Annotated in this window: 17 protein-coding genes and 2 pseudogenes; 6 read left to right on the top strand and 13 right to left on the bottom strand. The window is 59.8% G+C overall.

Going from position 1 to position 23,749, the window contains the following annotated elements; genetic code table 11:
• Positions 1 to 1,131 precede the first annotated feature (1,131 nt).
• From JMA46_RS17070 to JMA46_RS02600, 10 genes and pseudogenes are all read right to left on the bottom strand, one after another.
• Positions 1,132 to 1,865: pseudogene (locus JMA46_RS17070) on the bottom strand (transposase); the annotation flags it as partial.
• 34 nt (positions 1,866 to 1,899) lie between these two features.
• Positions 1,900 to 4,416 carry a site-specific integrase gene (locus JMA46_RS02640; RefSeq protein WP_207343741.1) on the bottom strand — a complete coding sequence of 839 codons (2,517 nt, stop codon included), beginning with the start codon at positions 4,414 to 4,416 and terminating at the stop codon, positions 1,900 to 1,902.
• Complete coding sequence (locus JMA46_RS02635; protein ID WP_207343740.1) at positions 4,416 to 5,675, bottom strand: site-specific integrase; 1,260 nt, start codon at positions 5,673 to 5,675, stop codon at positions 4,416 to 4,418. Before JMA46_RS02635 ends, JMA46_RS02640 begins: the two co-directional genes overlap by 1 nt.
• 76 nt (positions 5,676 to 5,751) lie before the next feature.
• Positions 5,752 to 6,067: pseudogene (locus JMA46_RS02630) on the bottom strand (transposase); the annotation flags it as partial.
• A 724-nt stretch (positions 6,068 to 6,791) separates the two neighbouring features.
• Positions 6,792 to 7,070 carry a hypothetical protein gene (locus tag JMA46_RS02625; protein ID WP_207343739.1) on the bottom strand — a complete coding sequence of 93 codons (279 nt, stop codon included), beginning with the start codon at positions 7,068 to 7,070 and terminating at the stop codon, positions 6,792 to 6,794.
• A 1,224-nt stretch (positions 7,071 to 8,294) separates the two neighbouring features.
• Positions 8,295 to 8,621 carry a thioredoxin gene (gene trxA / locus JMA46_RS02620; protein WP_207343738.1) on the bottom strand — a complete coding sequence of 109 codons (327 nt, stop codon included), beginning with the start codon at positions 8,619 to 8,621 and terminating at the stop codon, positions 8,295 to 8,297.
• Between the two features lie 16 nt (positions 8,622 to 8,637).
• Entirely contained in the window at positions 8,638 to 9,594 is a 957-nt protein-coding gene (gene trxB, locus JMA46_RS02615; protein WP_207343737.1) for a thioredoxin-disulfide reductase, read from the bottom strand.
• Positions 9,595 to 9,718: 124 nt separating this feature from the next.
• Positions 9,719 to 11,170 carry a hypothetical protein gene (locus JMA46_RS02610; protein WP_207343736.1) on the bottom strand — a complete coding sequence of 484 codons (1,452 nt, stop codon included), beginning with the start codon at positions 11,168 to 11,170 and terminating at the stop codon, positions 9,719 to 9,721.
• A gap of 176 nt (positions 11,171 to 11,346) precedes the next feature.
• Positions 11,347 to 13,173 carry a lipid II flippase MurJ gene (locus JMA46_RS02605; protein WP_247646975.1) on the bottom strand — a complete coding sequence of 609 codons (1,827 nt, stop codon included), beginning with the start codon at positions 13,171 to 13,173 and terminating at the stop codon, positions 11,347 to 11,349.
• Between the two features lie 70 nt (positions 13,174 to 13,243).
• Positions 13,244 to 13,783 (bottom strand): NUDIX hydrolase, encoded by a 540-nt coding sequence (locus JMA46_RS02600; RefSeq protein ID WP_207343735.1) that lies wholly within the window; start codon positions 13,781 to 13,783, stop codon positions 13,244 to 13,246.
• A gap of 130 nt (positions 13,784 to 13,913) precedes the next feature.
• Here JMA46_RS02600 and JMA46_RS02595 point away from each other — a divergent pair, with 130 nt between their 5' ends.
• The 4 genes from JMA46_RS02595 to JMA46_RS02580 all read left to right on the top strand — a co-directional run bounded on the left by JMA46_RS02595 (position 13,914) and on the right by JMA46_RS02580 (position 19,020).
• Complete coding sequence (locus tag JMA46_RS02595) at positions 13,914 to 15,356, top strand: CCA tRNA nucleotidyltransferase (RefSeq protein WP_207343734.1); 1,443 nt, start codon at positions 13,914 to 13,916, stop codon at positions 15,354 to 15,356.
• Positions 15,357 to 15,397: 41 nt separating this feature from the next.
• Complete coding sequence (locus tag JMA46_RS02590) at positions 15,398 to 16,021, top strand: histidine phosphatase family protein (protein ID WP_207343733.1); 624 nt, start codon at positions 15,398 to 15,400, stop codon at positions 16,019 to 16,021.
• A gap of 67 nt (positions 16,022 to 16,088) precedes the next feature.
• Positions 16,089 to 17,570, top strand: coding sequence for a glycosyltransferase 87 family protein (locus JMA46_RS02585; RefSeq protein WP_207343732.1), 1,482 nt, complete (start codon positions 16,089 to 16,091; stop codon positions 17,568 to 17,570).
• A gap of 1 nt (position 17,571) precedes the next feature.
• Complete coding sequence (locus JMA46_RS02580) at positions 17,572 to 19,020, top strand: NAD(P)/FAD-dependent oxidoreductase (RefSeq protein ID WP_207343731.1); 1,449 nt, start codon at positions 17,572 to 17,574, stop codon at positions 19,018 to 19,020.
• Between the two features lie 84 nt (positions 19,021 to 19,104).
• On the opposite strand, the gene JMA46_RS02575 is transcribed toward JMA46_RS02580, so the two are convergent.
• The 3 genes from JMA46_RS02575 to JMA46_RS02565 all read right to left on the bottom strand — a co-directional run bounded on the left by JMA46_RS02575 (position 19,105) and on the right by JMA46_RS02565 (position 21,526).
• A complete protein-coding gene (locus JMA46_RS02575) occupies positions 19,105 to 19,488 on the bottom strand; it encodes an META domain-containing protein (RefSeq protein WP_207343730.1) in 384 nt (127 codons plus the stop codon).
• A 133-nt stretch (positions 19,489 to 19,621) separates the two neighbouring features.
• Positions 19,622 to 20,326, bottom strand: coding sequence for an ABC transporter ATP-binding protein (locus JMA46_RS02570; RefSeq protein ID WP_207343729.1), 705 nt, complete (start codon positions 20,324 to 20,326; stop codon positions 19,622 to 19,624).
• A gap of 69 nt (positions 20,327 to 20,395) precedes the next feature.
• Positions 20,396 to 21,526, bottom strand: coding sequence for an ABC transporter permease (locus JMA46_RS02565; RefSeq protein ID WP_207343728.1), 1,131 nt, complete (start codon positions 21,524 to 21,526; stop codon positions 20,396 to 20,398).
• Positions 21,527 to 21,711: 185 nt separating this feature from the next.
• Here JMA46_RS02565 and JMA46_RS02560 point away from each other — a divergent pair, with 185 nt between their 5' ends.
• Together JMA46_RS02560 and JMA46_RS02555 are read left to right on the top strand one after the other, a co-directional pair.
• The gene (locus JMA46_RS02560; protein ID WP_207343727.1) at positions 21,712 to 23,001 is read left to right on the top strand and encodes a sensor histidine kinase; all 1,290 of its coding nucleotides are present in this window, start codon (positions 21,712 to 21,714) and stop codon (positions 22,999 to 23,001) included.
• On the top strand, positions 22,998 to 23,648 hold the full coding sequence (locus tag JMA46_RS02555) for a response regulator transcription factor (protein WP_207343726.1): 651 nt from the start codon (positions 22,998 to 23,000) through the stop codon (positions 23,646 to 23,648). The genes JMA46_RS02560 and JMA46_RS02555 overlap by 4 nt, the downstream gene beginning before the upstream one ends.
• Positions 23,649 to 23,749: the final 101 nt, after the last annotated feature.

Here is a 23,749-nt window from a genome sequence, read left to right as displayed (position 1 = left end):
GTTCAAGTGTGACTGACCATAGTCACGGCGGTCATGGCGGCTTCCCAAGTGAGCCGTGACACTAAATGGGGAACTCGAGATGCAGGAAAGCGAACAATGCTGCAGATCAACCTGGTCCAACACCTTAGGACGTACCAGTTGTTTCACGTGAAACGATCTGGCGTATTCGCATGGGCTCTTCTTCAGCATATTAAACAAATCGAGTAACACTTTTCGGGGCGCCAAAGCATGCTTGGGCAAGGCGAGGGTGTGGTTGTCGGTGGCTTCTGGAGGGTTGTATCCGTTCAGGGGAGTGGTCCCGGATATGCTTCTATTGTCGATGGGGATGAGTGTGCAGCCGCGTAGAGGGCCTGCTGCTCATTCTGGTGTTTGGCCCTTGGGTGTATAGTCTGCGTTGGCGGTTCTGTCGTGCTCGAGGGCTTTCACGTGGGATGTAAGTATCCACTAGGAGTATGAGCGTTTGCCACGAGTTTGCGGGTGAACTCGATAAGGATTGCTCCGGTCCCCTCCATCCAGCTAGCGCTCTAGTGGGCGCAATAGTGCCAGTTTTTGCCGCCGGTAGCAAATTTTCCTGTGGTTGGCTTAGGCCACCGCACACCACCGTTCCCTCAGCTTTCTTATTCTCGATCGGGACCCTGGCAGTGAGGCGCAGCTGAGTGCGGGTGGAGCGAAAGGTAGCAGGGTGGCAGGCTTGCCGAAGTGTTAGGGGACTTGGCACAAGAATGGACTGTCGAAGAGGGGATCTTCAACTCATGGGCACGGGTCCCCGCCGAAGTAGTATGAGCAGGCAGTGGACCCTCCGTAGACATCAGTGTTGTCGCCATGGTTATTGCTGCTGCCGATTTTACGGTGGACCTCTCCTGGTCGTTTGCCGTCGCCGTGCTGCCGTGGTGGGAGCCGTTGATTGGTGACGAGGGCGTGGGCTACAGGTTCAGTCGCGACAGTCAGACCCGGGCGGCGCCTATACTTATTTGCCGGAGGGTATTCCTATGTTCATCCTCAAGGGGTTTATCCGTTCTGCTACCTAAAATAATGAACAACTATTTTTGGTAAGGGAAAGTGGCTGCAGATGTGTGTCCGGCAGCTGCTGTCTTTGATTGGTTAGCCGGGTTGGTGGCTGGTGCGTCGTAGAGGGTCTTTCAGGGCGACAAATGCGGAGAGGAAGAACGCCCGTTTGAGTGTCTTGTTGCCCTTTCTAGAGTGGTGGTCACTGCGGGTAGAGGTTCCTGATCGCCACGTCACTGGTGCGGGTCCGGCGTAGGAGGCGAGGTGGCCGGAGGTCTTGAATTCCTTGCCCGCAACTTCGGTGAGGATGCGTGCTTCTGCGCTGACTCCGACTGCAGGCATGTAGGACTGGACGTTGGTCTTGAGGGTGGGCCTCCACCAGGGCTTCGATTTGGGTGAGCATCTGATCCCTGGAGGTGCGCAGCTGCTTGGACATCGCCGCGAGTTGCTGCAGGACCGTCCCGGCAGCGTTCGTGCCGGCAACCACGACGCTCTGTTCACCCAACGCGTTGAACACCTCTGCCACCCAGCCCTTTCCAGCCCGTGGCGCGTACCGCGACAACAGCGTCGCAAGCCTGGCCCGCTTTGCACAGATTGTCCGGAGTAGGGTATTTGATCAGCAGTTCGGCCATGGCAGGGTGCTCCACCTGCTTGCCCTCGACCCGTTCCAGGGCTGGATGGATCTGGGTGAGCAGTCCGCGGATCCTGTTCGAGGTCGAGATGGCCTGCTTGGCCAAATCGTCATCAAAGCCACACAACATGGTGAGCTCCGCAGTTAGTTTATCGGCGAGCACGATGGAGCGCAGCGTGTGCGGCAATGTGCGGGCGGCTTCGGTGACGATGGCAGCATCCCGGACATCTTCTCCGAACTAAGAATTTCAGGGCTATCCGGCGTCATTGCGAGCTTTCATCTTCATGGTTTTGCTGGATGTTGGTCCGGCCGGCAGCTTGGGTGAAAGTTGGCATGCCCAGCTGGGTGGTGGTGGTGCGGCGGGCGGTGATTTGATCCATTTCGGTCAGTTTGGCCCGGGCGCCGGCGAGACTGACTTTCAGCCCTTCGGCTTCCCCGAGCCAGCGGTGGGCCTCGGCTTCCTTGATTCGGTCGATGAGATTATCGCGGATCTGGATCAGCCGTGGCCTGGCCGTTGGATCGGGCCGCAGCAGCGGGCAGCGCAGGCAGCTGTGCTCGTGGATGCAGGGTGTGTCGTAAGAGCGGCCGCAGTCACCCAGGGCGACCTTGCGGTGTTCGAAGTGGCCGATGAACTCGGCCCATTCCGCGTCGGTAGGGGTGCGGTATTCCTGGACCGGACGTAGGGATCGGCGGCGGGCAATGAATTCCCGGTGGCCCTTGATGACTTCCTCGGGATAGACGGAGTTGTATCCCATGGTCGTGTTGATGTCGCGGTGGCCGGCGACCAGCTGGGCGATGTGTGGTGGCATGCCGTGCATGATCGCATCGGTGATGAAGAGCCGGCGGAAATCGTGGAAGGTGTAGCGCATCGGGTTCCCGCCACCGTCCTTGATGCCGATCCCGTCCAGAGCGTGGTCGAGGTAGTGGCGCAGGGCGGTTTCGGAGACGGCCCGGTTTTCCAGGCGTCGGCGCCATTGGAACAGCAGCGGCAGGGGCGCGTTGAAGACGCGTTCATTCTTGTCGTAGGAGACTACGGCTGGTACGTGGGGCTGGCCCGCGCGAATTCGGGACACGATCTGGGAAAGGACATCGGCAAGTTCGGGTGAGATGACCAGGATTCGTTCGGCGTCGGTCTTGGAGGGGGCTATCTGCAGCAGGGGAATTAGTGCACCGGTGTCGGGCAGCCGGTATTGGATCAGGCTGTGGTGCGAGAGCTCGCAAAGTTCCTCGATGCGGATGCCGGTGTGACGCAGCACTTCGACCATGGCCCAGGTCCAGAATGCGCGGTGCTCTTCAAACATGAGGTCAACTCGTTTCCCGCCGTCCGGGGGCTCGGCCCAGGTGTGCTTGCCACCGGGTGTCTTCATCTCCGAGCGGCGCATTGGTTGGCCTTCAGCGGTAAAGAGTTCGCCGGGGTCGGTGCGTTTGGCGGCCGCGAGCAGTTGGCTGGTGCGTTCCCGTTCGGAGTAGACCCACGAGACCAGTGCGGGCAACACCGGCAGGCGTTCGCGGGTCCGCTGGTCTGTCCGGGATTTGCGTGCCAACCGTGTTTTCTTGTGGGAGACATCCGTGGCATTGACCGGGCAACGCACCGCCCACGGACCCCACCGTGCAGGGTCTTCATCGGCCCACTCGGCCAGGTCCAGGTAGAAGACCCGCACCGCCGATAGCACGCTGCGGCCATCGAGCCGCTCCGTGGTCCGCTGCACCTGTTGGCCGTTGGGGGTGGTGCTGGTGCGGGTGCGGGTCATGACCCGCTTTTTCCAGGAAGACGCGACGTCGCGTGGGAGCTTCAGTGAATCGATCCCCGGGTGATGGGATTCGAGGTCGGCCCAGAACAACTTACCCACCAAATAGGCCGTGCGTTGCAATGAAGAGAAATCCATGGCGATCTGGCGTTCCCGCAAGTAATCTACGAGCACGTCCCTCACCGGATGGCACTTGATGTTGTAGCGGTCGATTAGCTGTTCGCAGGTGGGCTGGCCGTTGCCGGAGAACATTTCAATCGCGGCGGGCGCCTCCTGGCCCAAGACTCCATGCCAGCGCAGCAGCTGATAGAACAGCGGGCTGCGAATAAAACCGTTGGAACGCGTGGGGAGTCCCGCCGTGAGCTCCAGCAGCTCAACGCAATCGCCGACTTCCACGTTGGCAACAAGCCCTCCCTTCGCCGCCATGATCACCGCAATATGGGTCAGCGCCTGCTGGCCGGCTTGCAGGCCAACCTCTTCGTCGACGCACGTGCGGTTCATGGCAGAAAACGCCTGTCCATCACGCGTGCGAGCCATTTCACTGGCCAACGATCGACGGACCGGGGCGAAGAGCAAGAGCCAACCCAGACTCGGCCGGATCACGTCGGAACAAATCAGGACCAACAACCCAACACTTGGATGCGGTACCGGGGAACCGGCTGGCCCCCGGCTGACGGATTCCTCGTTGAACAGGTCCCGCCAGTCACCGGCGGCCTCGGCCCCGCTGGCTTGCCATCGCTGCTGCCAAGTCTCGCCGGGGAATGACGAGAGCCAGCCCAGCACCGACCGAACCCCAGCATCCCGGGGTCGCTGGCTGCTGGGGTTCTCCAGCCTGAACGGGGCCGCGAAGACACGTTCAAGCACCGCAACACGATCCTGACACGTCGAAAGCCACGAGGACTCGAGCTCGCGGGCGGGGAACCCGACCTTCAACTGCGCGCCCGTTAGCGCCACCATCCTGCCTGCCACTGCGTGGTCCGCAGCCGGGATGCTTACCGCCGGTGTGTCGGTCAACTGGTCGTTGCTGTTCATCAGGGGTCATTCCCGAAGAGGATCTGCATGCTCTCGGGCCGGTAATCCGGGGCGGGAGTGGGACCGGGATCCCGCAGGCGCTGCCGGGCGTGGAAGGCCAACACACCGGCAATCACCTCCTCGGTCACCGGGTTCAGATAGCGCTGGGTGGTCGACAAATACGCGTGGCCGAGAACCCATTGCACGTCGGTCAGGGGCATCAGCGGATCCCGTGCCATTCGGTACGCAGCCGTGTGCCGAAGGTCGTGCAGCGACCAATGCGTGCCCAACGCCGTATTCGCCCGGTCAAACATCGCCCGCGCCGCGTCATAGCTCAAAGCCCTGAACGGACGACGCAACGTCCACCACAACGGTTCATCCCGGCCCGCCGGAACCAGGCCCTGCACTTGCACCTGATAAAGGCGCAACCAAACAAAAGCATCCGGTGCAGCCGGCAAGGGCTGCAGCGCGCCGGTGCCCTTGCGGATCACAGTCATTAGCTGCTGCCCGGGATCAGCGTCAGCCACCGTGGCACCCAGCAATTCCGAGGCCCGGGCGCCGGTCGAGACCCAAAACGCCACCAAAGCCCGATCCCTATGGGACCCCAGCTTGGCAAACAACTGATCGAATTGCCTATCGGGAATCGCCCGTGGCGCCCGGGTGACAACCTTGGGCCGATACCGGCCCCCGCGCTTGCCACCAAATCCTTCATTAGGGTTGTGCTGCGCGCGGGCCCCGGAACCTGCCCGGGCCCGTGCTAGCGGAAAGGGGTTGAGCATCGGCCCGGAGCCCGCCTCCAAATGGAAATCGTAGAAACTGCGCAACACGCTCTCGCAATGCGCAACCGTCACCGCGGCATACCGGTCAGCGTCCGGCACCCCTCCCGGCCATGGATCCGCCATTTCAGTCCCACGCCTCGCCTCGGAAGCGGGCCCGTCACCACCTGGATATCGCCAGTGAGGCCGCACCGGTTTCCGGGCAACCTGCAACCACCGACAGAAATCACGCGCCTCGACCCGGGTCGCCTGGTCCCACTCCACCTCCAGTGCAGACAAGAACCGAAACCACCGCAACAGGTCCATGCCGTAGGAGCGCAGCGTCTTCACCGACCGACCACAGGCCAGCAACTCGGCGAGGTAGACCGCCGCCGGCCCAATGCCCTTCCCTGAAGCGTCAACCAGCCGATACGGCTCGAAGGGTTCGCCAGTCGCAACCAGGGAACCCGCCAGAGCCACCTCCAACGAGGCCAGATCCTGTGGGACGTACTCTTCGTTGTCCATGGGAACAGAACCTAGCTGACGCACTGTGGCTCCGGCTATGGTTTCCCCCGCTGGACTTGGGTAGTTCGGTTAACACGTCTGTCTTCGCCTCACCGGGGTGCAGATCAGCGATACGACGCATCGCCAGACCTAGAATGTAGCCGACCAGGATATCCTCGCCCCTGGGCCACCGCTACCGGCAAGGTGCCAATGGTCGAGGGCTGATCCACGATCAACAACACGGTGCCTTTCTTGGCAACGGAGCGGATGATTGCTTGTAGTTTTGCGTCGTCCCGGGGCAGTGCCCGGTCAAGAAGTTTCTTGCCATTGTGGTCGATGGCGACCGCATGATGATTTCACTTGCCGACATCAACACCGATGAAGATATCGACTTGGTCATGCTCCTTGATCAACGCAAACCTCCCTGAAATAGTGTTCTGTGAAACTGTGTTGGCATGTCCTACGGCGGCAAGGCTCGGCATCTTTCGTTACAGCTCACTTACACGCTCATTCGTTGTGCTGATCTGGTCCCCATCAGCGATCCCCTGGCGCCTATCGAGTTCCGGTGACAACATCCCCTCGGATCATCAATGACTGGGTGACTTAATCATCCCGGGACCGACAGGCCAACAACCCCCATTCTTTCTCGTTTTGGGGCTAGTAAAGAGGTAATGGGGGTGAAGGTTTTCAGGAGTTCGTGCAGTGATTGTCTCGGGGCATTACACCAGTATTGATGGGTCGGTAGGGCAGTCACGGCATCCGCACAACCAGCCAGCAGAACCGCAAGGTAGGGTGCGGCTCTCAGCAGTAATATCCTTTGGAATCGAAGCGCTTGGAAGGGTTTAACCGCTGCCCAGGTGGGCTACTCAGGAACGGTCGTCGGCGGGTTGATGGTCGAAATTGGACTCCTCCAAAAGGTTTGCGGCAGGGAAACTTCGCGGCCTTGATCTGCAACGCAGCACAGGAAGCTTCCCGTTCAGAGACTTCTCGGGAGAGCACGGCGGCAAGGTATTCGTCGTGGCTCCACCCGTTGTGGCGTGCGGTATCAGCTAGGTGCCGGCTGTCCCCGATACGTGGTGCCCGCAAGACGCGGGTATATTCCCTCAATGTCGTTATCATCAGTGGCTGCTACCGCGTTTACAGCACCGCCCTTGCATGATCAGCGGACTCCGCTCCAGTCTCGGCGGGGATACCGAAAGCTTCATGGTAAACACAGAGGTCGTGTTCCTCAACTACGGCCTGTCTGGGCGGTTTCGTGGTCATGGAGGTGCGGTAGTCCCTGCGTAGTTCAACGGCTCGCTTGACGGGGTCGGGGTCGGTATAGATCTGGTGTCTGGCCCAGTGGCGTTCATGCCTGGGCAGTACCGTGGGCCCGGCGGTGACCTGCACGAGCCGCCCGATTGTGGAAGGATCCACGGATTTGTCATTGGAAAGCACGCGCACGTAGGAGATAGAAGGTAGGCGAACTTTCTTCCGGAAGACAAAGTCGGGAGCTCTCGAGCCCGGCGGATGCATCGCCGCCCGGTCCGCTATGACCACATCTGCCTGCGTACCGTGGCGGGTGCATGTGTAGCGGTCATTGGCGTGCGGCAACCACGCATCGAGTTGTTGATTGAAGTCATGAGGTCAATGAAGTCGGGCCCGGGCATGGCAACGCGCTGGAAGAACCCGTTCACTGTCTCCACTCTGCCTTTTGAACCTGGATGTCACGGGGACAGCAGCTTGATTTCAGTGCTCTGTACCCTGGGGAACATATTTCAAGGCCTTGCTTGGCTCATGAACGCGCCGGGCTGTGAGTTCGTATAGGGCGTTCTCCAACCGGATCGCGGCGACCTAACCCCGGTTCAACGATGAGAAGAGGACCCGAACCAGCCCACCTGCTCGGCCATTACCGTCGGCGGCATCCGCGGCATCCTGGCTAGCAGACGCCGCACGTCATTCTTAGCACGTCGAAAGAGAATCGAGCTGGCCTGCTTTCGTTCCGTGTCATGGTCTCTTCCGACAATATCCGATCCACGGTCCCACCTAGAAGATCCAGCTGCTTCATCAGTTCCCATGTCGAAATCTGCCGTTCGCATAGCGGCAGTTCATAGTTACCCAGTCATCCATATTGATCACCATCAATGATGTCAGGCGGCACCACTCTCAGTTGGTGACCATGCATCTAGTGTTATTTGGGATTGATCAATAGTTGTAGTCGTCGCTTCCTAAGTTGGAATCCGGATCTTCACGACGGTGGGAGGTGGGTGGGGACTAAACACACCCAGGGCATTTGTTTCCTTAGCCATTCGCTACTGGTGATTCCATTGCAATTTGGGTGATGCCGAGAGAGTCCGCTCTTTGGGCTGGAGTGCGGATTTTCGATTGTGAGAACAATATCCGAAAATACAGGCTGACACACCATCTGGGTCTCTACTCACCAGGCCACCAAAATTTGTTTCACGTGAAACAAGATGCAGATCTTGAACAGCATGATTTTAACCGAAAGCGTCGGAATGGAAGCCTTTGGGGTCTGTTCTCAGAAAATGTCGCCCAGAATATTTGTGCTTAGAATCATTCTGGGAGAAGCCCTAAAGGTTGGTTAAATGGGTGTGGATCGGACTGGGTCCGATCCACACCCGAAAAATCAAAGAAAAGACCCTACTTCAGGTACTCTGCAAATTCCTTTTCAAAGTACTGCTTGGGACGTGCGCCAACAACTGTGCTCCGCACCTCGCCACCTTGGAAGAGATATACGGCAGGAATGGAGGTGATTCCATATTTGGCTGAAATGGCCGGGTTGGCGTCAACATCAACCTTGACGACGTCGACCTTGTCAGCATACTCCACAGAGATTTCATCCAGGATGGGCCCGAGCTTGCGGCAGGGGCCGCACCACTCAGCCCAGAAGTCCACAATTACAGGCTTCTCGGAGTTCAAAACTTCATCGCTGAATGTTGCATCTGTTGCGCTCTTGGCGTTGCTCATAATGAACTACTTTCTCTTAAGAATCATGGTCGGCTAGGTAGTGCTCTACATCAAGTGCAGCAACACATCCGGAACCGGCCGCGGTAATTGCCTGACGGTAGGTGGGGTCCACAACGTCTCCAGCTGCGAAGACGCCCGGAAGGGTGGTTTTGGAAGTTCTGCCTTCAACGGCAATGGTTCCTGCTGCAGTGAGGTCAAGAACCCCCTTGACCAAATCGACACGAGGATCGTTGCCTATAGCAACGAATACGCCTGTTACAGCAAGTTCGCTCTTCTCACCGGTGATGAGGTTGTTGAGCCGAACTCCACTGACCTTTGCATCACCGAGAACGGCGTCAACGGCGCTGTCCCAAACGAACTTGATCTTCGGGTGGTTCAAGGCCCGGTCAGCCATGATCTTGGAGGCGCGCAGAGTGTCCCTGCGGTGGACAACAGTGACGGTCTCCGCAAACTTCGTCAGGAAGATAGCCTCTTCCATGGCGGAATCACCACCACCAATGACGGCGATGTCGTGGCCCTTGAAGAAGAAGCCGTCACACGTGGCGCATGAGCTCACACCGTGTCCCACGAGGCGTTTTTCACCCTCGACACCCATTTCACGGTACGCGGATCCTGTGGAAATGATCACTGTGCGGGCTTTGAATTCTTGCCCGTCAGCAAGTGTCACAGTCTTGATGGCGCCTTCGAGTTCGACGGATGTAACGTCTTCGTACATCACTTCCGTGCCGAACCTCTCGGCCTGTTGGCCAAGATTTTCCATGAGATCCGGGCCCATGATGCCTTCGGGAAACCCGGGAAAGTTCTCGACATCGGTGGTGTTCATCAGTTCGCCACCAGCGGTCACGGAGCCAGCGATCATCAACGGCTTCAGATCAGCGCGGGCTGTGTAGATCGCTGCAGTGTATCCGGCAGGCCCAGAACCTACGATGATGACATCACGGACGTCGCTTGCGGGGGTTGCTTGCGTGCTCACGGGTAAGTGTTCCTCTTCCTACATTGACTGTCCGCGGCGGTGCGGCTCGTTTGGACCTTCGCTATCCACAACTGGTTCAACCATGCGGATATTCCTTCACGCAAGCGTGGAGGAATGAGACGTGTTACTTGATGCTAATCTCGGTGATCTTTAAACCATAGGGATAAGTCACGAACGGCTGAAGTTTAGGAAGCTGCGTGAAGTTGATGATCACATATTTCGCCTTTACTCCGGGGGCAGCTGTGAGTGTAAAGTCGGGGGCACTGAAAGAGCCGCTCCCAATCTTCGTGGCGCCCTGCAGCTCAGGTGCGGAGTTGGTCAAGATGTTGAACTGCCCACCCGTTCCGGCCAGCTGGCTGATACTCACGGAACTGATGGTGGACTCTTCCTTCAATGCAACAACTAAATTGATGCCGTCATTAAGACCTGCGAAGTCGGCGTTGGAATACTCCACTGTAGGCCAATATGTGCCCTTGTTCCCGTCGATGGCGTCCTTGAGGCGTGGGAAGAACGTCTCAGCGTAGTTCTGGACACCAGGGGCGAAGACTGTAGTATCTGTCAGGCCTGTGATGACGGGTGCAACAACTGCCGGCGGTGGTGGTGCATCCGTGGCGGCTGGCTTGTCACTGGCTTGCGGTGACGCAGGGGCGGAGGTAGTAGTAGCAGCCTGATTTTCACCACCGTTGAACAGTCCACTTATGTGTTGCACAGCGAAGATGAGGGCTCCAATCAGAAGGACGCCCACGATTGCCCCGGTCAGCCAGCGTCCGCCCGAACGGGGAGCGTTTCCGTCGTCCTCTTCCAGATCATCATCTGGTTCCGAGGGCCCGTCATCTTGGCCGTAAGTATCGCTGGCGCTGAGGAATTCCGCTGGAAAGGTGCCGGGGCGGCGGGCATCCGCTGCGTCCCGTTGGGAGTCTTCGTTGATGAAGCCGTAGTCCTCTTCAGCCCACAAAGTCACCTTGGATGCAGGTGCTTCCGGTTCCGTTTGCGGTGTGGGGGCCGCTTGTGGTGCAGGGGCAACTGGAATCACGACGGCGGCACCCGGGGTGGTCTTCGGTGTTGCCGGTGCTTTGGTTGGCATGGGTGGGGGCGCGAAATGGGGTGCGTCGTGCACGACCTTGGGCAGCGGGTGTGCCGGGGTTAGCGGAGAATTGTCATCGTAGACATATGCTCCGCCTGCGGGTGCGGCGTCACGTGCCCTACCAAAAATTTCGGTACCAAGCGTGTCGGTGAAGAACGGTTCCTGGTAGACATCTTCCTGGGGTTCAGTGGGGACAACAAGGTCCAGCAGATCCGCTGACGAGGTCCGAGCAGCAATGAGGTAGGTGGCATCGTCCTGAATGCCAAAATCTAGAATTGAGACGTTGGAAAGACGTGTTCCCGTCGCAACGTCTCGGGCGCTCTGGGTCAGGTTCGCTGTATTTTCAACGGCAGAAACCAAGATGCTGACAGGGCGATTCAGGATTTGGTCCAGACCATCCAGAATGATGTCATTCTCGGCGGAAGCCAAGATGCGGCCGGTCACTTTGTAGCGCCCGCCTAGGATGGAGCCCACATCGATGGGTTGTGGCACCAAATCCTCCTCTTACATGCATGGGGCCCGTGCAAGTCATACACACGAAGCCATATTTGGACTGATTCTATAGGAAAACGCTGCGAGAACCATGGTTGCCGCATCGGCCGGGTGCTGTTGGCTTCAAATTGTCTCGACCCGTGGACGTGCATTGCACCTTTCAGGCAGAATTTAGCCTAGGGGAGGCGGTTTCGGAGTCTTCCCAGCAGGGGGTTGAGAAGGGCGTCCACCTCGTCGACGCGCAGGCGCTTGAGGATCAGGATGTAGATGACCGCCATCAGCGTCCCCACCACGGCCAACGCCAGGGCGGAAGCGGCAATGGACGTCCACATGAAACCGGTACTTGAGGCACTGCCAAACAGGCGCAAGGTCAGCTCCCCGGCTATTCCGGCCACCAGGGCCGCCACTAGGAAGCGCATGTGGGCCCGCATGATCAATCCGCCGCCGTAGTTGCCGAGCTTCCGCTTGAGGAAGATGTGGCTGACTATGGGTGCCACCACGTTGCTAAGAGTGTAACTGGCTGCAAGCCCGTAAATGATCCATTCCTGCGGGAGCAGGCTTGCGAGCAGGGCGGTGGTGAGACCCAGCCCTACCATGATGCATTGGATGGTGAAGGGTGTCCGGGCGTCTTCCTGTGCGTAGAAGACCCTGTTGAGGATGAAGTTGATGCTGTAGAAAGGTGCCCCGACGGCCAGAATGGCCAGTGTGATCGCCACGTGGCGTCCCACTGTTTCCTGATTACCGCTAAAGAGCATGCCCAGCGGACCTGAAAGGACCACGAGCGCAATCCCGGCAAACACCGTGGCCATGCCCGTGGTGCGTAAGGCCCCCGCCAACGAGGTGCGCAACCCAGACATGTCCTTGCGTGCCGCAGCGTGGGCCATGGCCGTAAACATCACCGTGGCAATGGAGAGGGCAATAATTGAGTGCGGCATGATGTACAACTCGGTGGCCCGGTTCAGAACGAAAATATCCGGAATTCCCGGGTCCCCACCTGTGCTGCCGCCCAGCGGGATGGTGGCAACGCGGAGGATAACAAGGAACGTCAAATTACCGATGATCATGGTGCCCATGGTCCAGCCAGCAACCTTGGCAGTGGCCCCCAAGCCGGTGCCCTTCAATCCGAACTTGGGCCGCAGGTTCAGGCCGAGCCGGTGGACGGGAATAATGAGCACAGCCGATTGCGCCACAATGCCCAACGTGGCCGTTCCGGCAAGGATCCATGTCTGGCCGATGGTCCAATTTTCCACCGTGTGAGGTGTTGAGACGGCACTGCCGGAGATGACTATAAATACGAGCAGCCCGGCAATGGCCACCACATTGTTGACGACGGGAGCCCAGGCATAGGCCTTGAAGGCATTGTGGGCGTTCAGGACCTGGCCCAATAGCGAAAACAGCCCATAAAAGAAGATTTGGGGCAGCAGGAACAGACCAAAAGTGATAGCCAGCTGTAATTCGCTTCCCCTGAAAGAGGTGAAAAGCCCCAGGATGGGCCCCACCAGTAGCATGACCACGACTGTAATGCCCAGCAGGCCCACAACCCCCAAGGTGAGGAGCCGTGAAATGAAGTCTGTGCCCTTGTCCGGTTGTTTGCTGGCCTTGGCGATCTGCGGGATCAGCACGGCATTGAACACGCCACCGGCAAGAAGCAGGAAAATCAGGTTTGGAAGGTAGTTGGAGCCTTCAAAAATCGTGGCGATGGCGGTGCCGGCAATGGCAATACCGAGCATCATGGCTTTGATGAAACCCAAAATACGTGACGCCAGCGTGCCGATAGCCATGGTTGCACTGGACCTGGCACTGCTGGGTGCCAGTGTGCCTGCCTTGGTTCCGGTGGCTCCTGTCACATCCATGGTGGGTGTAACTGGGCCAACCACGGACGATGGCGTTTGGCCGCGGTTCGAGGTGACGGTCAAGGCGTGTGCCTTAGTACTGGGCTGGGCAGCCAAAGGTGGGGCTGCTGCGGGTTTCGGCGAGTTGCTGAGCCGTTCATCGTTAGACATTGTGTCCCATCATCTCACTGCTGGCTTAGTGACTGCTGGCAAGGGCTCACAAAGGTAGGAGGAAAGTTCCCTAGAAATATTCCGGGAGCAGTTCACGGGCCAGGTCGCTGATGCGCCGCTCGTTGGGGAAGGAGAGCTTCTTGGCCAGATCATCGATGCGCACCCAGGCGACGTCGACGGCTTCATGGTCGGGATCGTTTTCAATGGTGAGCAAACCACCGGTGGCACGCAGCAGGAAGTGGTGGACTGTCTTGTGGACCCGGTGGCCGCTGACAGTGAACCAGTAGTCAATGCTGCCAAGCGGGGCCAAAATATCCCCTGCGATGCCGGTTTCCTCTTCGATCTCACGAACAGCAGCTTCCGCATGGGTTTCCGCACCCTCTGGGTGCCCCTTGGGTAGGCACCACTCAAGCCTGCCACCGCGGTTGATGCGGGCGATGATCGCAACCCGGGGTTCGCCGTCGTGCATTTCAACGACGACGCCACCTGCGGAAATTTCCTCAATCGTGGGCAGCTGGCTTGGAACACTGGGCGCTGTAGGCGCGGAAGACTGCCCCATTGCCGACGGCAACGGGTTCCTCTTCGGCGCGCGGGGCACGGGGTGAACCATGGAGTCCACTCTAGCTATCTTTGTCCACGGATGATGACAGGTCGGAAACCGAAGTTTTTGGGGGTGTCACCGGGTGCGGCACGGCAGCGGCACTAGTCCAGCGGCAAAAGTCTGGCATTGTTAAGGAACCATGGATTTAGTGCTCGATACTTCGAAATTTGACCCAGTAGTTCTCGAACTGGGACGGCTCTTTGCCGACGCCGGCTACGAGCTTTCCCTTGTGGGCGGGCCTGTCCGTGACTTGTTCCTGGGGCGTACTTCCCCGGATCTGGATTTCACCACCAATGCCTCCCCTGAAGAAATTCTGTCAGTGGCAAAGAAGTGGGCGGATTCGCACTGGGAGATGGGCCGCGACTTTGGCACCATCGGCTTCCGTAAGCGCAACAGGAACAAGCAGGTGCTGCTCATTGAGATCACCACCTACCGTGCTGAAGCGTATGACCCTGAGTCGCGCAAGCCCGTGGTGGCCTTTGGCACCTCCCTTGTAGAGGATTTGCAGCGCCGCGACTTCAGCGTCAATGCCATGGCGCTGCGGCTGCCCGCCATGGAACTTATAGACCCCTTTGGCGGTGCAAAGGATCTGGCAGCAGGTTTGCTGCGTACCCCCGGCAAGGCCGAAGACTCCTTCTCGGACGACCCGCTGCGCATGATGCGTGCAGCACGGTTTGCTTCCCAACTTGGTTTTACGCTGGCTCCGGTCGTCGTTGCGGCGATGACTGACATGGCGGGGCGGATCAGCATCATTTCCGCTGAGCGGATCCGTGACGAACTTGTGAAACTGATTTGCGGGGCACACCCACGCGCTGGCGTGGACATTCTTGTGGAGACTGGGCTGGCCGCCCTGGTGCTGCCGGAAATACCTGCACTGCAGCTGGAAACGGATGAACACCACCGCCACAAGGACGTTTATCAGCACTCTTTGCAGGTTTTGGAGCAGGCGGCAGAATTGGAGAGCGGGCCTGATGGTCCCGTTCCAGGCCCCGACTTTGTGCTGCGTTTTGCTGCCTTGATGCACGACGTCGGCAAGCCCAAGACCCGCCGTTTTGAACCGGGCGGCGCTGTGAGCTTCAGGCACCACGACCTGGCTGGTGCGAAGCTGACGGCTAAGCGGATGCGGGCCCTGCGCTTTGACAATGATTCGATCAAGGCCGTCTCCCGCCTGGTTGAGCTGCACATGCGCTTTTATGGTTATGGCGAAGCCGGTTGGACTGATTCGGCGGTGCGCCGTTACGTAACGGATGCCGGGCCACTGCTGGAACGGTTGCACCGGCTGACGCGTTCCGATGTCACCACCCGCAACCAGCGCAAAGCCGAACGGCTTGCCTTCGCCTACGACGACCTTGAACAGCGCATTGCCGTGCTGGCCGAGCAAGAGGAACTCGATGCCATTCGCCCGGATCTAGACGGCGAAGCCATTATGGCCCTGCTGGACATCAAACCTGGCCGCGTGGTGGGGCGTGCCTATAACTTCCTGCTTGAACTGCGCATGGAACACGGGCCGCTGGGTGCTGCCAAAGCAGGGGAAGAATTGCTGAAATGGTGGGCGGAACAACCCGAATCCCAGCCCGCCTGAGAGCACATTACAAAAATATTCGTCGATTGGAATATAACACCATGAGCCAGAGCCAGACAGAGATCACCCCGGCACCACCCGTCCCGGGAGGCCCCAAGCTGTGGCTGCTGCGCCACGGTGAGACTGAATGGTCCCGCAGCGGCCAATACACGGGCTTGACGGATCTGCCGTTGACGGAGGTGGGGGAAGCTCAAGCCCGCTCGGCACGGGCTGCCTTGTCCGACGTCGACCTTGACTTGGTCCTGACCTCGCCACTGCAGCGGGCGCACGTGACAGCCACGCTGGCAGGCTTCCCCGAGGCGGAGGTTGAACCCAACGCCGTGGAATGGGACTACGGCGACTATGAAGGCATCAACAGCGGGGTGGTTCGGGCACAAAATCCCGGATACCTGATTTGGGACAACGGCGTGCCCAACGGTGAGACGCTGGAACAGGTGGAGGCGCGCGCCGACAAAATTGTTGCACGGGTGCGGGCCGTACAGCGGGCAGACGGCGAACCAGCCAACGTCCTGCTGGTGGCGCACGGCCACTTCCTGCGCATCCTCACAGCACGCTGGCTAGGACTACCGGGCGGGGAAGGCCGCCACTTTGTTTTGGGCACGGCCAAAGTGTGCACTTTGGGTTGGGACAAGAAAACTCCTGCCGTGGAGCAGTGGGGCCTGTAGTTTGAAAGCCACGGGATTCGCTGTGAGGCGATGGGCCAGGAGGCAGTGAACCGGTAGGCTCGTGTGCATGCACGAATCACAGGCCTCGGGGACCTCCACCCGGCATCCCATAGTGGTGCCCTCACGCAGTGACCCACTTTTGCGCACCATGACGGAGCCAGTGGGCGGTCCGCTGGGAAAGCACACAGCACCTGGGTCGGTGAGCCCCGGATTTTTCACTGTGGAGCGCGTGTTGGTCTTGATGGCTGCTGTTTCGGCGATCATCGCCGTCATGACGAAATCTCACTGCCGGACTTCGGGTTGGACCACGCCTGACCAGTATTCAACTGTCTGCTGGTCGGTGTTTCCCAACTCTTTTGGCGATGACAAATTAGGCAGCTTGTTCCCGTTCTTCAGCCAAGGTTCCCCCTTTGAACATTCCGTGGTTGCTGGTTGGATTGCCGGGATCACAGCAACCCTGACCCAGGGGGCCGGTGACGGAGCACTGCGTCAGCTGGCATTCTTTGACTTGAACGCAGGTTTGGTTGCAGTCGCATGGATCTTCACGGTCATCGTCGTTGCCCGCACGGCGGGGCGCCGTATCTGGGATGCCGCCATTGTGGCTGCCAGCCCCCTGCTCATCCTCGTTGCCTATGTGAGCTGGGATTTCTGGGCTGCCGCCCTGGTGAGCCTTGCGCTGTACCTTTTTGCCCGACGTCGAACACTTCTGGCGGGAGCGGTGTTGGGAGTGGCCAGCATGGCCGCACCGTACCCAATCCTGATCGTGCTGGCGCTGGTTTTTCTGGGGATTCGTGCCGGCCGGGTCACGAAAATGCTGGAGATGTTCGCAGCTTCCCTGATTGCATGGTTGCTGGTTTTGGCTCCCGTCATGGCCATTAACCCCAGGGCGTTCCCTGACCATGTGAAGAATTTGTGGGCCGCTGCACCTTCAGAATCCTCCCTGTATGGCGGCTACAACCTGGTTGCCGGGCGCTTGGGCTGGCCGGCCATGGACGTTTCCACCACCAATACTGCCGCCGCGGTCCTGCTGGTGCTGCTGATACTGGGCCTTGTGGCCCTCGCTTTGTATACGCCTCAACGGCCGCGTGTGGCACAACTGGCTTTCGTGGCAGTTGCAGGTTTTGTTGTACTGAGCAAGAACGCCGAACCATGGCATGCCGTTTGGATACTGCCGCTGGTTGCTCTCGCCCTGCCCCGCTGGCGTCCGGTGCTGCTGTGGCAGGGGGCAGTTATCGCGCACTTTATCGCCTTGATGCTCTTCCGTAGCAAAGTCCTTGGCGACATCAGCAACCAACATGCCATCGACACCCCATATTTCCTGTTCGCAGCTCTGATTGCAGGGCTGGCCACTTGTAGCCTCATCGGACTGACCATTCGCGACATGATGAATCCGGGCCATGACGTGGTGCGTAGCGGCGGTCTCGAGGATCCTCAGGGTGGGGACCTGATGGGGCCGCCCACGGACCCGCAGGGTTCGCTCGTTGACGGTAAGGCAGCGCTGGGGAACAGTGCCGATGTGAATCTGCTGAAGAGCGTGGGGCGCGGCTAACATGAGTGACGTCGCAGTGGTTGGTTCAGGCCCCAACGGACTGGCGGCCGCTGTGACCATGGCCCGTGCAGGGCTTACGGTGCAGCTTTTCGAAGCCGCCGAGTCGATAGGCGGCGGCACCCGCACTGAGGAGCTGACCCTTCCCGGCTACCTTCACGACGTTTGCGCAGCCGTGCATCCCATGGCCCTGGCATCTCCCTTTTTCAAAGCCTTCGAGCTTGAGCGCAGAATTGAGCTTTTGGTGCCGGAGATTTCCTACGGGCACCCGCTCGACGGTGGACGCGCCGGGATCGCTTATCGGGATCTGGACCGCACGGTGGCTGGACTGGGTGTGGATGGCCGTGTGTGGCGCGCCCTGATGGAACCGTTGCTGCGCCGTCTGGGGGGCGTCGTTGACTTCACCCAGAGCGGGCTCCTGCGCGTTCCCCAAGATCCGTTGGCGGCCCTGCGCTTTGGTCTGCGCACACTCGCCCAAGGATCGCCCGCCTGGAACCTCGGGTTTCGCGGTGACGTAGCACCGGCCATGCTGACAGGAGTTGGCGCGCACGCCATTGGCCGACTGCCTTCTTTGGCCACGTCCGGGGCCGGGCTGCTCCTGGGAGTGCTGGCCCATGCACAAGGATGGCCGGTGCCGCGAGGTGGATCCGCTGCGATCGCGCAGGCTCTTGGCGAGGACTTCACAGCCCATGGCGGTCGGATTGAGGTGGGTGTGCACGTACAAAGCATCGCCGAGTTGAGGTCTGCCACGGGTGCCAAGGCCATCATCTGCAATACTACACCACGAGTATTAGCTGCCATGGCTCACGAAGAATTACCGGATCGATATATACGCAAGTTAGAATCTTTTAAATACGGGGCGGGCGTGTGCAAGGTGGACTTTGCGTTGTCAGGACCCGTGCCATGGACGGCAGCAGAACTGGCCAAGGCGCCCACCCTCCACCTGGGAGGATCAAGAAAAGCAATAGCCTTGGCTGAAGCAGAAGTGCTGGCTGGACGGAACCCGCAGAATCCCTATGTGCTAGCAGTGCAGGCCAGTGTGATTGATGCCAGCCGTGCTCCGGCAGGACATCACACCCTTTGGGCATACACCCATGTTCCTGCAGGCTCCACACGGGACTGCACGGAAGACATTGTCCGCGCAGTGGAACGGCATGCCCCCGGTTTCCGGGACCTGATCTTGGCTAGCAGCGTACAAACCGCTCGTGATGTGGCTGGCTACAACGCGAACTACATTGGCGGGGATATCGCTTCAGGTGCGGTGACGCTGAAGCAGTTGCTCCAGCGGCCCGTCGTCTCGACCGACCCGTGGCGGACTCCTGCAGACGGACTGTATTTGGGGTCCGCTTCAACCCCGCCAGGCCCCGCGGTGCACGGCATGGCGGGCTGGTTTGCTGCCCGGTCTGCACTGAAGAACACTTTTACCCTGCCTGTGCCCAGCCTTGGGTTGTGAGTAAGCGTGCTAATTAGTCGTTGTGATTAAACCAAAAGCTGCCCGGTCCCTACAACAGGGCCAGGCAGCTTTTGTAGTGAAGCATTAGTTGCGGCGGTCCAGCGTGCCGATGACTGCTCCGGTGGAGTTTGTGACGGTCAGAACGTCGCCGGAAATGGTGCCGCCAGCGGCCTTGGACAGCCACGTGTCCATACCCTCGCAGTGCATCTGGGTGCCACCGAGCTGCGGGAACGTGAGTTCGCCGTCGATCATGAGCCACTGACCGGACAGGCGGTTGCATCCATCGCTGCCGGTGAGGAAACCGGCCTTGTTGGCGTCTTGTTCCTGGCCGAGAGCCAACTCAAGGTAGGGCTGCTTGTCCGTGTTGTACCCATTGCCCCATGTGCCCGCGGGGCCCGTTGCTGCGCCGCAGGAGGAGATGGTAAGGGCTAGAAGAAGGCCGCCGGCAAGGGCTGCAATGCGTTTCATGATGAGGGTGGCTCCGATCGCGCTGGTCTAGACGTGCGTTTCCCTTATGTTATTGCATGGGCAGGCATTCCCGCCCTTCGTGGCGGCAGGCTTGCCGAGACACTTGCCAAGAGCATTTGGGCACCGGCTCTTCCTATTGCGTGCCGACACCTGCCGCAGCCGGGACAGGGGCCGTCAGAACGCCGTCGCGCATGCTGGCCACGGCGTCGGTGAGGGGGACGAACTCTGTGTCATGGGTGACCATGACGGTGGCCACGTTGAACTCGTCACAAACCTCGCGCAGCAAACGGACAATCGAGTCGCTGCGAGCATGGTCCAGCGCAGCCGTGGGCTCATCAACCAGCAGGATCCTGGGCCGGGCCATGAGAGCGCGGGCAATATTCACGCGTTGCCGCTGGCCCCCGGAAAGCTGGTGTGGCCGCTTGCCAGCTGAATCGGCCAGCCCCACCAACTCCAGCAACTCGGTGGCTCTGGCGGCAGCGTTGCGGAGGGACTTTCCACGCAGATGGTCAGTAATGATGAGCTGTTCTGCGGCTGTCAGCGAGGCCAACAGATTTGGCTGCTGGAAGATGATGCCCACTTTGTCCCGGCGTAGGATGGATAGCTCCTTCTGAGACAGTGCCGTGGCGTCGACGCCGTCGATCATCACGAGTCCGCAGGTGGGCTTGATCAGGGTGGCGGCTACGGCCAGCAGGCTTGACTTGCCTGACCCTGAAGGTCCGACAAGGGAAACGAACTGACCAGGTTGGACGGCGAGGTCCACGGCGTCCAAGGCCGTCATGAGCCCCTCACCGTCAGGGTATTGCAGCGTCACGTTGATCAGGTTCAGGGCAGTCATGGTTGATTCCTTAACGATTCATATTTCAGAGTGGGAGAGTGGGGGCAGGCGGTGCTTGTGGTCCGCGGTTCAGTTCCCGCCCAGGGCGATCATGGCGTCGACTCGGGTAACTTTGCGGACGGCCAGTGCCGCCCCCGCCAGCCCCAAGACGAAGATGCCGGCAACGGGCAGGATTGTGGTTGCCGGTGTGAGCAGGAACGGGGCGGCCTGTGTGGCGAAGATTCCACCGGCCACTCCCACCAATCCGCCAATGCCGGCCCCTGCCAGCAGCACGATGGCGGCCTGCGTCAGGGCATCGCGCAGGAGGTAGTTGCCGGAAGCGCCCATGGCCTTGAGCACGGCGATATCACGGGTGCGCTGGACGGTCCAGACGGTCAGGAATGCCACGATCACCAGGGCAGAAATGCCGTAGAGGAATGCTTGCATCATCAGCAAGGAGCCGTTTTCGCTCTTGTAACCGCCCAACCCTTGGAACGAGCCGCTGCGGGTAGTGCTGGCCGTGCCCGCTGCTGCGTTGATCTGCGCCGTATCCACGGAGGTACCCTTCTCGAAAGTCACCGCGAGCACCGTTGCCAGCTGTTCCGGATCGCTGAGATGCGCTATCTTCTTCCACGTGGAAAGCGTTGTCCAGACCACGGAGCTGTGTGAATACCATTGGTCGGGCACAATAACGCCCACGCTCAGCGCGTTCCCGGCAATCGTGACAGCATCCCCGGTGGTAAGCGAAAGCTGTTTGGCTACACTTTCACCAATGACAACGGTTGAGTCACTGATGTCCGACGGCGCGATCCCGGCATGCGCGCCCTGCTCGCCGACAGCTGGTTCCCCAACGCCAAACACGGCCACATTGGTAATGCCCTTGCTGTTGCCTGCGCCTTGGAAGCGGCTTTGGCTGATGCCCAGCGGCACGGCCGAAGCAATGCCTTTTTCTCCTGCCCAGGTGTTGAGTTGTCTTTGGGTGACCTGACTCTCAGTGAAGGAGACCTTGGCATCGTTTGCTGCTGGTGCTCCGAACACCAACTGGCTCACTGGGGTGCCGGATGCCTTGCCGAGGTCAGCTACCGCCGAGGTTGATTGGTTGCCCAGCCCGGCTGTGAGTCCGGAAAGCAGCACAAGAAGCAGGCTGATCAAGGCCACAACGGCGCCCATGAGGGCAAACCGTCCTTTGGCAAAGCGGATGTCTCGGATCGCGAGGAACATGTGCAGCTACTTTCATGGGCCGAAAAGGGTTGCTTTCCGGGTGGACGAACTTGTAATTCCACGATCTCGCGAATCGCAGCCGAATCCATCGCAGGGTTGGTTGATCCGGTCGCTGCGAAAGGGTTGAGCCGCTCGTCAACCATTTGGTTGATCCGCAAGGGCATGCCACCACATAAGCTGATGGCATGTCTGCCGTGGATGCCTCGCCCGTGACGAGTGGCACTATCCTTCGATTCCTGCGCGTCACCTTGCATGTCGGCTTTGCCGGGCTGCTGGCAGTAGGGGTTCTACGCCTTCTGATCCAACCGGAAGGGCGGAACGGGCGCTACTTCTTCATTGCACTTTCCGTTCTGCTTGCCGTGGTCTACCTGGTGGGAACTGTGGCAGAGAAGCGTTTTTCAACTGGTGCCCTGGAAAGGAATCCGCGGCGCTTCGCAGTCGTGTGGCTGGCGTTGATCACACTCATATGGGCTGTTCTCATGCTCGGTTCGGTTGACTTTTCCTGGCTTGTTTTCCCGCTGTTCTTCCTGCACCTGCACCTGCTTCCGCGATGGGTGGGGCCCGGCATGGTGGTGCTTATGACCGTGGGGGTAATCCTTGCGCAGTGGATGTCCACCGGCGCGAGCGCTCCTCCGCTACCGGTCATTGTGGGTCCACTATTTGGGGCGGCCTTCGCGGTGGTTACGTCAAAGGCATACCTGTTGTTGTACCAGGAGGGTGAAGTGCAGCGCCGTGCCGCAGACGAATTGCGACGCACCCGTGCAGAACTGGCGGCCACACAACACGAGTCCGGGGTGCTGGCTGAGCGTGCCCGGCTGGCGCGGGAAATCCATGACACCTTGGCCCAAGGCTTTTCCTCCATCATTCTGGTCTCCAGGGCTGCCCTGCGCAGCCTGAACTCCGGGGATGTTGAATCGAGCAAGGAGAGCTTGGACATGATTGAGGCGACAGCCGCGGAGAACTTGGCCGAGGCCCGGAACTTCGTACGCGGACTGTCCGCCCCGGCCCTTGCCGAGGCGTCCCTGGTGGAGAGTTTGTCCCGACTATGCACCAAAACCCAGCGTGAGGCTGCCGCGCGCGGGGGCTCATTGCGTTGCAGCTTCAGGCTCGACGGCGAGCCCGTCGATTTGCCGCAACCCTACAAAGTGACGCTGCTGCGCGCTGCCCAGGCGAGCCTCGCCAATGTCTGGTTGCACGCGAAGGCGGGGTCCGCCGTAGTCAGTCTGGCGTTTTTGGGCAGCGAAGTGACCCTTGACGTGTTCGACGACGGGCGTGGCTTTGAGCCGGAAAAGCTTGCGGACACGGTGGCCGAAAGGGCGGATGGGAGCGGCTTCGGCTTGCAGTCGCTGCACGAGCGCGTCCTGGCGCAGCACGGAACGCTGGCCATTGAGTCGGCCCCAGGGGAAGGGACGGTGGTGGCCATCCGGCTACCGCTGGGGATGGGTACCAATGCAGGGCAGGGGGAAATAGCATGAGCGAAATTCGGATTCTATTGGTGGATGACCACCCCGTGGTGCGGGCTGGCCTGCGTGCCATGCTCACTGAATTTGAGGGGTTCACGGTGGTGGCCGAGGCTCCTGAAGGAGGGGCGGCCATTAAAGAGGTGCAGCGCCTGCATGCCTTGGGTGAGCCGGTGAATCTTGTCCTGATGGATCTGCAAATGGGGGATGGCATGGACGGTGTGAGTGCCACGAAGGCCATCAAGTTGCTGCCCGATGCCCCTCCCGTGCTGATTTTGACAACCTATGACACGGATGCCGACATTTTGGCGGCAGTTGAGGCTGGAGCTAGTGGCTACATGCTCAAGGATGCCCCACCTGAGCAGATCCGTGCGGCTGTGCAGTCTGCGGCTGCCGGGCAGACGGCACTGGCTCCTGAAGTGGCTGCCCGGCTTATAGGCCGGATTCGCAACCCAGCTCCTGTTTTGTCCGCCCGGGAAGTTGAACTGGTGGAGCTGCTGGCCACAGGCATGGGCAACAAGGCGATCGCGAAACAACTGTTCATCTCTGAGGCAACGGTTAAGACGCATCTGGTGCACATCTATGACAAGTTGGGCGTTGATAACAGAACAGCAGCTATTTCCGTCGCTGTTTCGCGCCGGATCATCCGCAGCGCGGGGTAGCTACAACAGCTCAGCGTCATGGAGCGTCAAGATTGTGTCATGTGGATGCGGCCAAGATCTTCTTCCCCTACACTGTGATATGGATAACATATGTCGCGTAC

The organism is Arthrobacter sp. E3, assembly GCF_017353415.1.
In the GTDB taxonomy this organism is placed as follows: Bacteria; Actinomycetota; Actinomycetes; order Actinomycetales; family Micrococcaceae; genus Specibacter.
This window is presented reverse-complemented; position numbering and strand designations above follow the sequence as displayed.

What these genes read in the sequence shown, in the direction of transcription:
- JMA46_RS02640 (WP_207343741.1), bottom strand. Translation starts at nt 4,416, where the DNA reads ATGAACAGCAACGACCAGTTGACCGACACACCGGCGGTAAGCATCCCG.
- JMA46_RS02635 (WP_207343740.1), bottom strand. Translation starts at nt 5,675, where the DNA reads ATGGACAACGAAGAGTACGTCCCACAGGATCTGGCCTCGTTGGAGGTG.
- trxA (WP_207343738.1), bottom strand. Translation starts at nt 8,621, where the DNA reads ATGAGCAACGCCAAGAGCGCAACAGATGCAACATTCAGCGATGAAGTT.
- JMA46_RS02605 (WP_247646975.1), bottom strand. Translation starts at nt 13,173, where the DNA reads ATGTCTAACGATGAACGGCTCAGCAACTCGCCGAAACCCGCAGCAGCC.
- JMA46_RS02600 (WP_207343735.1), bottom strand. Translation starts at nt 13,783, where the DNA reads ATGGTTCACCCCGTGCCCCGCGCGCCGAAGAGGAACCCGTTGCCGTCG.
- JMA46_RS02595 (WP_207343734.1), top strand. Translation starts at nt 13,914, where the DNA reads ATGGATTTAGTGCTCGATACTTCGAAATTTGACCCAGTAGTTCTCGAA.
- JMA46_RS02590 (WP_207343733.1), top strand. Translation starts at nt 15,398, where the DNA reads ATGAGCCAGAGCCAGACAGAGATCACCCCGGCACCACCCGTCCCGGGA.
- JMA46_RS02585 (WP_207343732.1), top strand. Translation starts at nt 16,089, where the DNA reads ATGCACGAATCACAGGCCTCGGGGACCTCCACCCGGCATCCCATAGTG.
- JMA46_RS02580 (WP_207343731.1), top strand. Translation starts at nt 17,572, where the DNA reads ATGAGTGACGTCGCAGTGGTTGGTTCAGGCCCCAACGGACTGGCGGCC.
- JMA46_RS02575 (WP_207343730.1), bottom strand. Translation starts at nt 19,488, where the DNA reads ATGAAACGCATTGCAGCCCTTGCCGGCGGCCTTCTTCTAGCCCTTACC.
- JMA46_RS02570 (WP_207343729.1), bottom strand. Translation starts at nt 20,326, where the DNA reads ATGACTGCCCTGAACCTGATCAACGTGACGCTGCAATACCCTGACGGT.
- JMA46_RS02565 (WP_207343728.1), bottom strand. Translation starts at nt 21,526, where the DNA reads ATGTTCCTCGCGATCCGAGACATCCGCTTTGCCAAAGGACGGTTTGCC.
- JMA46_RS02560 (WP_207343727.1), top strand. Translation starts at nt 21,712, where the DNA reads ATGTCTGCCGTGGATGCCTCGCCCGTGACGAGTGGCACTATCCTTCGA.
- JMA46_RS02555 (WP_207343726.1), top strand. Translation starts at nt 22,998, where the DNA reads ATGAGCGAAATTCGGATTCTATTGGTGGATGACCACCCCGTGGTGCGG.